Source organism: Pseudoduganella sp. UC29_106, from assembly GCF_044055365.1.
GTDB lineage: Bacteria > Pseudomonadota > Gammaproteobacteria > Burkholderiales > Burkholderiaceae_D > Rugamonas.
On record NZ_CP171977.1, the window covers coordinates 571317 to 583997 of the forward strand.

Sequence of the window (12681 nt, forward strand, 5' to 3'; positions counted from 1 at the left end):
TCAGTAGTTGACCGGGTAGTCTTTCGGGAAGCGGCGGCTGGCGAAGGCTTTTTTCTGCGTCCAGTCCTGTGCCGGCGCAGTCCAGTAGCTGTCCGACTCGGGCAGGCCGAGTGGCAGGAAGCTGGCCGACGCGATGTACATGCTGCCGTTGTTCGAGTACCAGTCGCCCAGTTCGGGCTGGTGGCCGGCGAAGCCGATGGTCAGGTAGCCGTCCTTGGTGAAGTTGCTGGGCTCAGTCCAGATGGCCTTGTGGACGGCGTTCATGGCCGCGCGCACCTGGCCCTCCGGCAGGCTTTGCGGCAGTTGCTTGCGCCAGGCCAGCAGGGCCAATGGCTGGAAAGCTGCCGTGCGGTAAGTCAGCGATCGGCCGATAGGTGGATAAGTGCCTTCCGGTGAAATGAACCGCTCCAGGTGTTCGCTAAAGCGCTGCATGCGTTTGAAGGCCTGGGCGCGCAGTTCGGCCGGTTTGCCATTCCAGAACGGGGCGTTGTGGCGCTCCACGACTTCCAGGATCTCCGCCAGCATGGGGTAGATGACGTAAGAGTTGTAGTAATCGAAGTGGAAGGATTCGCCGTCGCTGATCCAGCCGTCGCCCGCATACCATTCATTCATCTTGCGCACGGCCAGGTTCAGTCGCATCGGATCGTATTGCTCGCCGATGGACAGCAGCCAGGCTTCATTCATCGCCGCGAACAGGAGCCAGTTGGTGTATGGCGGGTCGATGCGGCGCAGGGATTTGATCTCGGTGATGATGCGCTGTTTGGTCGCGTTATCCAGCGGTTCCCACAGCGCCTTGGGGGCGCGCATCAGGGCATTGGTGAAGTAGGCGGAATCGACCAGCGTCTGGCCGGGGCCGGACCACAGCAGGTAATCCGGCTCTTCGGATCGACAGAGTTGGCATAGCTTTGCAGGGCCAGTTGCTGCAGGCGCTTGCGCGCGCGGCCTTCCGCGCTGCCTTCATCCGGCAGCGCAAGCCAGGGTGCGGCGCCGGCGATCAGGCGGCCGAAGCATTCGAGATAACTCACGCGCTTGTCGCGGCCATCCCAGGTGGGGCTGACTTCGATCGGGAAGCGCTTCTGCATCGTGCCGGCGGCCATATTGCTGAGGACCGGTTCGCACATCTTCTGCAACAGGCCGGCCATGTAGGCGCGGTCCGCGCTGGCGCCCTGCTGGGTTGCTGCCAGCGCGGGGGCGGCGGCACCGGCCAGGCTGCCCACGGCCGATCCGGCGGCGACAGCTCTCAGGAAGCTGCGTCGTTCCATTTTCGTCTCCTTATGCTTTTGGTATTCATTGATTCTAAGTACTGGAGAAATATGCAATCTATAGTTTATTTATTCCTATCTATGCCATATTGATATACGAACTGTTGCGGGCGCACGTCTTGAAAGCCGCTTGGCATGGGCATACGATGAGTCAATGGACCTACCCCTTGCCAGCCCGCCGGCGCTGCTGTTCATCGAAGGTGAACTGACCTTGCGGCGCGCGTGCGAGTTGAAGGAACGCCTGCTCGCGCGGCTGGCGCGGGCGCAGGTGCTGGAAGTGGATCTGGCCGACGTAACCGCGATCGACTCGGCCGGCCTGCAGCTGCTGTTGATGGTCCGCCGCGAGGCGCGGGCCAGTAGACGGGAGGTTCGGCTGGTGTCGCCGTCGCCCGCGGTTCTCTCTATGTTTTCTTTGCTGCGTATGGAGTCTTCCCTGGAAGGATGCTCCCATGAACCTGGATGAGGGTTTGCAGACTTTTGTAGCCGAAGCGGGCGAACTGTTGTCCGAGATGGAGGATAGTTTGCTCAAGCTGGGGCAGGGCGAGTCTTCCGAGCCGCTGGTTCATGCCGTGTTCCGCGCGGCGCATACGATCAAGGGCACGGCCGGCTTGTTCAGCCTCGATCCCATCGTGGCGTTTACCCATGCAGTGGAGAGTGTGCTGGATGGGGTACGCGACGGGAGCCTGCTGCTCGACGAGCGGCTGGTGGCGCTGCTGCTTTCCTGCGCTGACCATATCGGGGCGATGGTTGCGGACGTCGCCCGCGGCGGGCAGGGAGATCTCGGTTCGGCCGGGGCGCCGCTGCTGGAGAATTTGCATCGCTTGCTGGGGCGTCCGGCGCCCGCTGTTGCCGACAGCGACGCTACCGTTGATGCTGTTGGCGCCGGTGCGTACTGGCATGTGTCAATCCGCTTCGGCGCGGACGCTTTCAGGCAGGGCATGGATCCCGTGGCCTTCATCAGCTATCTTGCGCGGCTGGGCGAGATTGTGGCGATTTCCGTGGTCGAAGAGGCATTGCCGCCGGCTTCGGAGCTGGATGCGGAGAATTGCTATCTGGGCTTTGAGATTGCGCTGCGCAGTGGCGCGATTGGCCAGGCGGATATCGAGAAGGTGTTCGAATTTGCGGAGGGTCATTGCGCGGTGCGCGTCTTGCCGCCGGGGACGCCGCCGCTCGACTTATTGCGGCTTGCGCAGGAACAGCCCCTTCATGCGCGCGCCATCGCCGACGTTCTTCGCGCGACTGGCGGTGCGGTGCCGCCTACTCTGGCGTCCATGGCGCTCCCGCCCGCCGCGGCCATCGTTGCCGCGCCCACCGCTGCAGACGCGTCAACGATGGGCGACGCCGAGCCCAGTGCCGCAGCGCTGGACAAGGCGCCGCCGGACCAGGCAAGCGCGCGAACTATCCGCGTCGATGCCGACCGCCTCGGGCACCTGATCACGCTGGTCGGTGAACTGATTATCGCCAGCGCGCGCACGTCCCTGGCGGGCACCCGCCCGCGCGATCCGGAGCTGCGTGACAGCACCGAGTTGCTGGCCAGTCTGGTCGAAGAGGTGCGGGACAGCGCGTTGCAGTTGCGTATGGTCCGCATCGGCACAACCTTCCGCCGCTTCCAGCGCCTGGTGCATGACGCTGCGCGTGAGCGCAACAAGGAAATCCGCCTGCAAATCAGCGGCGAAGAGGTGGAGCTGGACAAAACCCTGGTCGAGCGCATAGCCGACCCACTGACCCACCTGGTGCGCAATGCGATCGACCATGGCATCGAGTCCACGTCCGAACGGCTGGCGCGCGGCAAGCCGGCCGCCGGCAGGATCACGCTGAACGCCCATCACGATGCCGGCACCATTGTCATCGAAGTCAGCGACGACGGCGCCGGGCTGGCGCGCGGGAAGATACTGGAAAAGGCGATCGCGCAGGGGCTGGCCACTCCAGGCGTGCGGCTGCCGGACAGTGAAGTGCACGCCCTCATCTTCGAACCCGGCTTTTCCACCGCCAGCGAAATCACGGACTTGTCCGGCCGCGGTGTCGGCATGGACGTGGTGAAGCGGAACATCGAAGCCCTGCGCGGCAGCATCGCCATCGACAGCAAGGAAGGCGAGGGCACGACGATCCGCGTGCGGCTGCCGCTCACGCTGGCCATCGTCGACTGCCTGCTGGTGCGCGTGGGCGCCTCCAGTTTCGCCCTGCCATTGAGCATGGTGGACGAATGCGTCGCCAGTTCGCCCGAGGAAGCCGGCGGCCTGCACCAGCTGCGGGGCGAGGTGCTGCCGGTGCTGGTGCTGCGCGAGCTGTTCCATCTGAGCGGTCCGGCGCCGCGCCGCATGAGCATTGTCGTCGTGCGTCACGCGGGACAGAAAGCGGGCCTGGTGGTGGATGCGCTGCTGGGGCAGATCCAGGCCGTCATGAAGCCGCTCAGCCCTTTGCTGGCCGGCGTGCGCTGCATCAGCGGTTCGACCATCCTGGGCAGCGGTGAAGTGGCGTTGGTGCTGGACTTGCCTACGCTGCTCAAGCAAAACAAGGAGACAACGCCATGCTGAGTAGATTGCCTGCTGTGGTAAGGCTTGGTGCACTGGTTGGCACGCTGGTCCTCGTGATGATGGCCATCGGATATGTCGGGTTGCGGGGCATGGAGTTCAGCAATTCACGCCTGAAAATGGTTTACGAAGACCGCACTGTCGCACTGGTGGAGCTGTCCAAGGTCAACGAAGCGATGCTGCGCATGCGCCACCGCATGGTGATGGCGGCTGCAGCGTCCACGGTTCCCGAGGTGGAGAAGGTGATCCAGGGCGGCTCCCACCTGGACGAGCTGTTTCGCAAGAATTGGACGGGCTATCTGGCCACCGCCATGACGCAGGAAGAACGCAAGATCGTCGCGGAGTTCAATGCCTCGTGGAGCGACTGGCAGGAGATGCGCAAGGACGTGCTGGCGCTGGCCACGGCCGGCAAGCATAAGGAGTCGCTGGCTGCGGCCTATGCAGCCGATCCGCAGATGCGGCAAACGCTGGACCTGATGAATCGCCTGCTGGATGTGCAGGAAAACGCGGCGCGCGATGACTACGCGAGCGCCACGGCGACGACGATGACCTATATGCGTTTGAACCTGGCGCTGATTATTGTGGGCGTCACGGGCGGCACGTTGCTGTCCTGGATCCTGATCCACAGTATGCGGCGGCAGCTGGGCGGAGAGGCGTACTACGTGACGGAAATCGTGCACCAGGTCGCGCAAGGCAAGCTGCAGATCGATATCCGCCTGCGCGAGGGCGATAAAACCAGCTTGCTGGCGTCCATGAAAAATATGGTGGAAAAGCTGCGCGGCGTGGTCACGGAGGTCGGCAATGGCGCGCTGGCGCTGGCGGCCGCCGCGGAACAGGTGAGCGCCACGGCGCAGTCGCTGTCGCAGACGGCCAACCAGCAGGCCGCCAGCGTGGAGGAGACCAGCGCCTCGGTGGAGCAAATGAATGCCTCCGTCAGCCAGAATACGGACAATGCGCGCGTGACCGACACGATTGCCCGCAAGGCCGCGGAGGAAGCCGGCGAAAGCGGCGCGGCCGTCGGCAGCACGGTTGCCGCCATGCGCGAGATCGCCAAGAAGATCGTGATCATCGACGATATCGCCTACCAGACCAACCTGCTGGCCCTGAATGCCGCCATCGAGGCCGCGCGTGCGGGCGAACATGGCAAAGGCTTTGCCGTGGTTGCGGCCGAGGTGCGCAAACTGGCCGAGCGCAGCCAGATAGCGGCCCAGGAGATCGGCGACGTGGCCACCAATAGCGTGGACCTGGCGCAGCGCGCGGGCGATCTGCTGAATGCGATGGTGCCGAATATCCAGAAGACGTCCGGCCTCGTGCAGGAAATCACGGCGGCATCGGCCGAGCAGGCGTCGGGACTGGGCCAGATCAGCAGCGCGATGGGGCAACTCAGCCAGGTCACGCAGCAGAACGCGGCCGGCTCCGAGGAGCTGGCGGCAACGGCGGAAGAAATGAGCACCCAGGCGGAGCACCTGCAGCACCTGATCGGTTTCTTCGAGGTCGGTGGCCTGAAGGCGGCTGCCAGGGCGCCCGAAGCGCCGCCACGTGCGTCCGGCCACCGCATCAAGGGCGGCGAAGGGCCGGACGAAGCCCACTTCACCCGCTTCTGAGGCCGCGATGACGCAGCAATATCTGAGTTTCATGCTGGGCGGCGAAATGTTCGCGATGAACATACTCTCCGTGCGCGAGATCATCGAGTACGCGGGTGAGACCGAGGTGCCGATGATGCCGCCCTGTGTACGCGGCGTGATCAACCTGCGCGGCGCCGTGGTGCCGGTACTCGACCTCGGGATGCGTTTCGGCCGTCCGCCCAGCCAGATCGGGCGCCGCAGCTGCACCGTGATCGTTGAGGCGGAGGGGATCATCATCGGTGTGCTGGTGGATGCCGTCAACGCCGTGCTGGACATCGACCCGGCCGACGTGGAGCCGGCGCCCAGCTTCGGCGCCCGTTTGCGCAACGACTTTATCGCTGGCGTCGGCAAATCGAACGGCCGCCTGGTCATCCTGCTCAATATGGAGGCGGTGCTGGCGCTGGAGGAAATCGTGGGGCTATCATGAGCGGCATGGAGAGCCCTATTACACCGCTGACGGACCGCGAATTCGGCCTGTTCCAGCGTTTCATCGAGAAGTCCGCGGGCATTGCACTGTCGGCGGCCAAGAAGCCCCTGGTGGCGGGCCGGCTGGCGAAGCGCCTGCATCACCACCGGATTGTCAGCTTCAGCGACTACTATGAGCTGATCACAAACGGCAAGGCGCCGGATGAAACCCAGCTGGCGATCGACCTGCTCACCACCAATGAAACCTATTTCTTCCGCGAGATGCAGCATTTCGACCTGCTGCGCAAGCTGGCCGCCGCGCCGCGCACCGCGCGCCGTCCCTGGCGGGCCTGGAGCGCGGCCTGCGCCACCGGCGAGGAAGCCTACAGCATCGCCATGGTGCTGGCGGACGCGCGGCCGGGCGAGGAGTGGGAAGTGGTGGCCAGCGATATCAGCGCGCGCGTGCTGGCGACGGCGCGCCACGGCCATTATCCGATGGTGCGCGCCCAGCACATTCCACCCTTGTACTTGCAGCGCTATTGCCTGAAGGGCTTCGGCCCGGAGGAGGGCACGATGCTGGTCAGCCGCCTGCTGCGCGAACGGGTCGATTTCCTGCGCATAAACCTGAACGCGCCGGCCTTGCCGTCGCTGGACCGCTTCGACGTCATTTTCCTGCGCAATGTGCTGATCTACTTCAGTCCCGCGGTGCGGCGCCACGTCGTCAGCCGCGTGCTTGAGCTGCTGCGGCCGGGCGGCTATCTGTTCATCGGCCATGCGGAAAGCCTGCATGACTGCCTGGGACCGATCCAGGTCGTGCAACCGTCCGTGTATCGCAAGGTGTAAGCCATGCTGACTGATACGATCATCGACATCTATCTGCTTCCGGGCGAGTGCTTTGTCGGTGATGCGCGCCACCGCATCCGCACTGTGCTCGGTTCATGCGTGTCGATCACCCTGTGGCATCCGCAGCGGCGCATCGGAGCCATGTCGCATTTCCTGCTGTCGCAGCGCGGCAAGCGGGGCTTGGCGGAGCTGAGCGGGCGCTATGGGGAGGACGCCATGGTGCTGATGGCCGGCCAGCTGCAATCGCACGGTGTGCAGCCGCACGACTGCCAGGCCAAGATTTTCGGCGGCAGCATGATGTTTCCCAAGATCGAGCGGCGCGGCTTGCAGGCGATTGGACGGCGCAATGGCGAAGAGGCGGAAAAGCTGCTGCAGAAGTATGGGGTGCCGGTGGTCTCGCGCTCGCTGTTCGGCGTGGGCCATCGGCAGATCGTCTTTGAAGTCGCCACGGGCGACGTCTGGGTCAGGCAGGGGGAAGCATGAAGCAGGTACGCGTGATGGTGGTCGATGATTCCGCAGTGGTGCGGCAGGTGCTTTCCGGCCTGCTGAACCGGGAGCCGGACATCACGGTCATGCACGCGGTGGCCGATCCTATCCTGGCTTCCGAGCGCATGCGCCTGCAATGGCCGGATGTGATCGTGCTCGATATCGAGATGCCGCGCATGGATGGCATCACTTTCCTGCGCAAGATCATGGGGGAGCGGCCCACGCCCGTCGTCATCTGTTCCTCGTTGACGGAAAAAGGCGCACGCGTTTCGATGGATGCCCTGGCGGCGGGTGCGGTATCGGTGGTCAGCAAGCCGCGGCTGGATCTGCACCAGGGCGCAAGCGAAAGCGGCGATGAATTGATTGCCGCGGTGCGCAGCGCGGCCCAGGCCAATGTGCAGCGGCTGGCCCAGCGCGCCGCGGCGCCGCTTGCCCTGCCGGCCGAAAGGCTGAGCGCGGATGCCGTGCTGCCGCCGGCGGCGGAAGGCGGCCGCACGCCGCCTGCCACGGGCCGTATCGTCGCGCTGGGCACTTCCACCGGCGGCACGCAGGCGCTGGAGCGCATCCTGGCCGCGCTGCCGCCCCAATCTCCGGGCATTGTGGTCGTGCAGCACATGCCCGAGCAATTCACGGCTGCTTTTGCACAAAGGCTGGATAAGCTGTGTGAAGTCACGGTGCGCGAGGCATGCAGATAACGATACGCTGATCCCCGGCCTGGTGCTGATCGCGCCGGGTGGCAAGCACATGGTGCTTCGGCGCACCGGCACGCGCTACCATGTGGAGGTCGTGGATGGGCCGCTGGTGAACCGGCACCGGCCCTCGGTCGATGTGCTGTTCCGCTCCGTCGCAAAAAGCGCCGGGCCGAATGCGCTCGGCGTTATCATGACCGGCATGGGCGACGATGGCGCCGCCGGCCTGCTGGAGATGCGCCAGTCCGGCGCCCGCACGCTGGCGCAGGATGAGCCCAGCTGCGTGGTGTATGGCATGCCGCGCGAGGCGGTGCGGCGCGGCGCGGTGGAGCGCAGCGTGGCACTGGACGCCATCGCCCGTGAAATCCTGCAGCACCATGCGTCTGCATGAAGGGGAGGCCGAATGAAGGATCTGAGCGGATGCACTGCGCTGATCGTGGAAGACAGCCCGGTGCAGCGTGACCACGTGGCAGGCCTGCTGCGTGAAACAGGCTTTGGTTCCGTCCTGCTAGCCGAAGACGGCATTGCCGCATTGCGCGCGCTGGAGCTGCAATCCGGCCCCGTCGATCTCGTGCTGACCGATATGGACATGCCCGGCATGGACGGCCTTGAGCTGATCCAGCATCTCGCCCAGCGGCGCCTCGCGGCAAACCTGATTGCAGCCAGCGCCAACGCCGGGCGCCTGTCCGAAGCCGTACAAGGCATGCCGGCCGACACGCCAACCCGCCTGCTCGCCACCATTCCCAAACCGATTCGCCTCGAAGGCCTGCGCACCATCCTGGAAAACCATGAGTTGTTGCCGCGCGCCCAGCTGGAGGCGGCACAGGAGGCTTCGGCCTCCGAAGTGGAAGAGGGCCTGCGCCACGGCCAGTTCGTCGCCTGGTACAAGCCGCGTGTGGCACTGGATAGCGGAAGGCTGGCTGGCGTTGCGGTCGAAGCGCGCTGGCACCATCCGCAGCGCGGTCCGCTGGCGCCGAGTGCCTTCATCGAAAGCATCGACAACGGGCCGCTGGCGGCGGCCCTGCTGCTCGCCGTGGTGCAGCAGGCGACAGCGCAGCTTCGCGAATGGGAGGAAATGGGCCTGACGCTGAAACTCTGCCTGCCAATGCCGCCGCCCGTCCTGTTCGACATGCCGCACCTGAACGAGATTGCCGCCACGCTGACCGAGGCGGGCATCAAACCCGCCAACGTCAGCTTCGAAGTCAGCGAGGCCGTGGTCGCGGCGAGCGAGCCGGTCTTCCTCCATAACCTCGATCGACTCAGCCTGCGCGGCTTTGCGATCGGTGCGCGCCATTGCGGCCGTTATGAGGCGGGCCTGCGGCAGTATGCCTGCTTCCCGCTCAGTGAGCTGGTGCTGGACAGCCTGTTCGTCAACGAGGCGGCGCGCCGCAGCAATCGTCGCCCCTTGCTGGAAGGGCTGCTGGACATCGCGGCCCAGCTGGATCTGGCGACCTGCTGCGACGGCATCGAGCAGGCGGAGGACTGGCTGCTGCTGCGCGACCTGGGATGCGCAACAGGCCAGGGCCCTCTGATCGCCGCGCCGATGCAGGCGGCAGACTTCGTGGTCTGGTACAAGGAAAGCCGCCAGCGCCTGCGCACGCAGGCAGCGGTCAGTGGTGCGGCGCCACCAGCGGCAGGGACAGCGTAAAGCAGGTTCCCTTCCCAGGCTCGCTGCTGACGTCGATGCGGCCGCCGAGGATGTCGGTCACGATATTGTGGACGATGTGCAGGCCGAGGCCCGAACCGCCCACGCCCATCTTGGTGGTAAAGAAGGGATCGAAGATGCGCTGCAGGTTGGAAGCGTCGATCCCGTTCCCGTCGTCGCGCACGTGGAGGGCGATCCATTCGTCCTGCTCATATTCGGCCGCCAGCTCCACCTGGCCCGTCTTGCGCCCGTCGAAACCGTGCACCAGGGCGTTGTTCACCAGGTTGGCGATGACCTGGCCAAGTGGACCGGGGAAGCTGTCCATCATCAGCTCGGGCGGAATGTTCTGCACCACCTGGTAGGGCGTGCGTTTGATGGTCGGCATCAGCGTCAGCACATTTCCCGACACGACTTCGGATAACAGGAAGGTGCGACGCTGGGTGCTGGTCTGGTCTACTGCGACCTGCTTGAAGTTGGTGACCATGTCCGCCGCGCGCTGCAGGTTGCGCATCAGGATCTCGGTGGTTGTCTGCGCGTTCTCCAGATAGTGCTGGAGTTCCGACCGGCGCAGTGGTTCGCCCGGCTTGAAGTGCCCCAGAATTTCACCGGTCTGCGCTTCGAAGGTGCTGGCCACCATCAGGCTGTTGCCGATCGGCGTATTCAGTTCGTGCGCGATGCCGGCGACCAGGGCGCCCAGCGCGGCCAGCTTCTCGTTGTGGACGAGATCTTCCTTGGCGCGGGTCAGGGTTTCGTACATCTGCTGCAGGTCCCGGTTGGCCTTGCGCAGCGCCAGGTGGGTATTGATGCGGGCCAGGACTTCTTCGACCTGGAAGGGCTTCGTAATGTAATCGACGCCGCCGGCGCCGAAACCACTGACGATCTGCTTGGCGTCGCTCAGGCCTGTCATGAAGATCACGGGGATGTCATGGGTGGCCGTATCGGCTTTCAGGCGGCGGCAGGCTTCGAAGCCGTCCAGGCCGGGCATCACGATGTCGAGCAGGATCAGGTCGGGCTGGGCCAGCACCGCGCGCATCATGCCTTCGCGCGCGTCGTGGGCGAGCACGACGAGGAAGCCATGGCGGCTCAGGTGATCGAGCAGCGCCAATAGCAGGGTAGGTGAGTCGTCGACCACCAAAATAGTGGGCGGACGGGAGGCACTTGTCATATGCCAGTCACTTTGCTATAGTTCGGTCCCTCGCAACGCAACGCAGCGTCAACGACGCAGCGAAACGAAGCGAAGAAAACGAGGGGTTGACGAGTTGCACGCTGTACCGCATAATCTCGCTTCTCTGCTGCCGACAAACACAACGCTTTGTCAACATAACGCAGCGATCTTTAAAAATCAACAGTCGATAAGTGTGGGCGTTTGATGATGTGCAACGCGCCGAATGGCGCGATGCTCAAAATATTAGTTTCAAACGCTCGCACAAAATAAACGTAAATCTCTTTATCGAGATTTCGTCAGTATTTTGAGTGAGTGACCCGCTAGAAATAGCGAAAACAGAGATTGAACTGAAGAGTTTGATCCTGGCTCAGATTGAACGCTGGCGGCATGCTTTACACATGCAAGTCGAACGGCAGCGCGGGCTTCGGCCTGGCGGCGAGTGGCGAACGGGTGAGTAATATATCGGAACGTACCCAAGAGTGGGGGATAACGTAGCGAAAGTTACGCTAATACCGCATACGATCTCAGGATGAAAGCAGGGGACCGCAAGGCCTTGTGCTCCTGGAGCGGCCGATATCTGATTAGCTAGTTGGTGAGGTAAAGGCTCACCAAGGCAACGATCAGTAGCTGGTCTGAGAGGACGACCAGCCACACTGGAACTGAGACACGGTCCAGACTCCTACGGGAGGCAGCAGTGGGGAATTTTGGACAATGGGGGCAACCCTGATCCAGCAATGCCGCGTGAGTGAAGAAGGCCTTCGGGTTGTAAAGCTCTTTTGTCAGGGAAGAAAAGGGAGTGGCTAATATCCATTCCTGCTGACGGTACCTGAAGAATAAGCACCGGCTAACTACGTGCCAGCAGCCGCGGTAATACGTAGGGTGCAAGCGTTAATCGGAATTACTGGGCGTAAAGCGTGCGCAGGCGGTTTCGTAAGTCTGTCGTGAAATCCCCGGGCTTAACCTGGGAATGGCGATGGAGACTGCGAGGCTAGAGTTTGGCAGAGGGGGGTAGAATTCCACGTGTAGCAGTGAAATGCGTAGAGATGTGGAGGAACACCGATGGCGAAGGCAGCCCCCTGGGTCAAAACTGACGCTCATGCACGAAAGCGTGGGGAGCAAACAGGATTAGATACCCTGGTAGTCCACGCCCTAAACGATGTCTACTAGTTGTTGGGTCTTAATTGACTTAGTAACGCAGCTAACGCGTGAAGTAGACCGCCTGGGGAGTACGGTCGCAAGATTAAAACTCAAAGGAATTGACGGGGACCCGCACAAGCGGTGGATGATGTGGATTAATTCGATGCAACGCGAAAAACCTTACCTACCCTTGACATGGCAGGAATCCCGGAGAGATTTGGGAGTGCTCGAAAGAGAACCTGCACACAGGTGCTGCATGGCTGTCGTCAGCTCGTGTCGTGAGATGTTGGGTTAAGTCCCGCAACGAGCGCAACCCTTGTCATTAGTTGCTACGCAAGAGCACTCTAATGAGACTGCCGGTGACAAACCGGAGGAAGGTGGGGATGACGTCAAGTCCTCATGGCCCTTATGGGTAGGGCTTCACACGTCATACAATGGTACATACAGAGGGCCGCCAACCCGCGAGGGGGAGCTAATCCCAGAAAGTGTATCGTAGTCCGGATTGTAGTCTGCAACTCGACTACATGAAGTTGGAATCGCTAGTAATCGCGGATCAGCATGTCGCGGTGAATACGTTCCCGGGTCTTGTACACACCGCCCGTCACACCATGGGAGCGGGTTTTACCAGAAGTAGGTAGCTTAACCGCAAGGAGGGCGCTTACCACGGTAGGATTCGTGACTGGGGTGAAGTCGTAACAAGGTAGCCGTATCGGAAGGTGCGGCTGGATCACCTCCTTTCTAGAGTCTGCACGGACTCAAACGTCCACACTTATCGGCTGTTAGATCAAAAGAAACGAGCGCGGGTCTGTAGCTCAGCTGGTTAGAGCACCGTGTTGATAACGCGGGGGTCGTTGGTTCGAGCCCAACCAGACCCACCAGGTATCGTGTTGTAC

General features: G+C 63.0%; 8 protein-coding genes, 1 tRNA gene, 1 rRNA gene and 2 pseudogenes. 10 read left to right on the plus strand and 2 right to left on the minus strand.

All coding sequences use genetic code 11. From position 1 onward, the window contains the following. Positions 1-1262: pseudogene (locus ACHMW6_RS03185) on the minus strand (DUF2264 domain-containing protein). 154 nt (positions 1263-1416) lie between these two features. Between ACHMW6_RS03185 and ACHMW6_RS03190 the strand changes: the two are divergent. The 8 genes and pseudogenes from ACHMW6_RS03190 to ACHMW6_RS03225 all read left to right on the plus strand — a co-directional run bounded on the left by ACHMW6_RS03190 (position 1417) and on the right by ACHMW6_RS03225 (position 9489). Then, positions 1417-1725, plus strand: a complete 309-nt coding sequence (locus tag ACHMW6_RS03190; protein WP_395405489.1) for an STAS domain-containing protein — start codon at positions 1417-1419, stop codon at positions 1723-1725. Continuing rightward, positions 1712-3796, plus strand: a complete 2085-nt coding sequence (locus ACHMW6_RS03195; protein WP_395405491.1) for a chemotaxis protein CheA — start codon at positions 1712-1714, stop codon at positions 3794-3796. Before ACHMW6_RS03190 ends, ACHMW6_RS03195 begins: the two co-directional genes overlap by 14 nt. Then, on the plus strand, positions 3790-5397 hold the full coding sequence (locus ACHMW6_RS03200) for a methyl-accepting chemotaxis protein (RefSeq protein ID WP_395405493.1): 1608 nt from the start codon (positions 3790-3792) through the stop codon (positions 5395-5397). Before ACHMW6_RS03195 ends, ACHMW6_RS03200 begins: the two co-directional genes overlap by 7 nt. A 7-nt stretch (positions 5398-5404) precedes the next feature. Next, positions 5405-5845, plus strand: coding sequence for a chemotaxis protein CheW (locus ACHMW6_RS03205; RefSeq protein WP_395405495.1), 441 nt, complete (start codon positions 5405-5407; stop codon positions 5843-5845). Then, positions 5842-6666, plus strand: a complete 825-nt coding sequence (locus ACHMW6_RS03210; RefSeq protein WP_395405497.1) for a CheR family methyltransferase — start codon at positions 5842-5844, stop codon at positions 6664-6666. The genes ACHMW6_RS03205 and ACHMW6_RS03210 overlap by 4 nt, the downstream gene beginning before the upstream one ends. A 3-nt stretch (positions 6667-6669) precedes the next feature. Then, the gene (locus tag ACHMW6_RS03215) at positions 6670-7149 is read left to right on the plus strand and encodes a chemotaxis protein CheD (RefSeq protein ID WP_395405499.1); all 480 of its coding nucleotides are present in this window, start codon (positions 6670-6672) and stop codon (positions 7147-7149) included. Then, positions 7146-8232: pseudogene (locus ACHMW6_RS03220) on the plus strand (chemotaxis response regulator protein-glutamate methylesterase). The gene ACHMW6_RS03215 and the pseudogene ACHMW6_RS03220 overlap by 4 nt, the downstream one beginning before the upstream one ends. Positions 8233-8244: 12 nt before the next feature. After that, positions 8245-9489, plus strand: a complete 1245-nt coding sequence (locus ACHMW6_RS03225; protein ID WP_395405501.1) for an EAL domain-containing protein — start codon at positions 8245-8247, stop codon at positions 9487-9489. On the opposite strand, the gene ACHMW6_RS03230 is transcribed toward ACHMW6_RS03225, so the two are convergent. Next, positions 9452-10651 carry a sensor histidine kinase gene (locus ACHMW6_RS03230; protein ID WP_395405503.1) on the minus strand — a complete coding sequence of 400 codons (1200 nt, stop codon included), beginning with the start codon at positions 10649-10651 and terminating at the stop codon, positions 9452-9454. The genes ACHMW6_RS03225 and ACHMW6_RS03230 overlap by 38 nt on opposite strands. A 344-nt stretch (positions 10652-10995) precedes the next feature. On the opposite strand from ACHMW6_RS03230, the gene ACHMW6_RS03235 reads away from it, so the two are divergent. Together ACHMW6_RS03235 and ACHMW6_RS03240 are read left to right on the plus strand one after the other, a co-directional pair. Beyond that, positions 10996-12526 (plus strand): 16S ribosomal RNA (locus ACHMW6_RS03235). Between the two features lie 63 nt (positions 12527-12589). Further along, positions 12590-12666: transfer RNA gene (locus tag ACHMW6_RS03240), tRNA-Ile, on the plus strand. Positions 12667-12681: the final 15 nt, after the last annotated feature.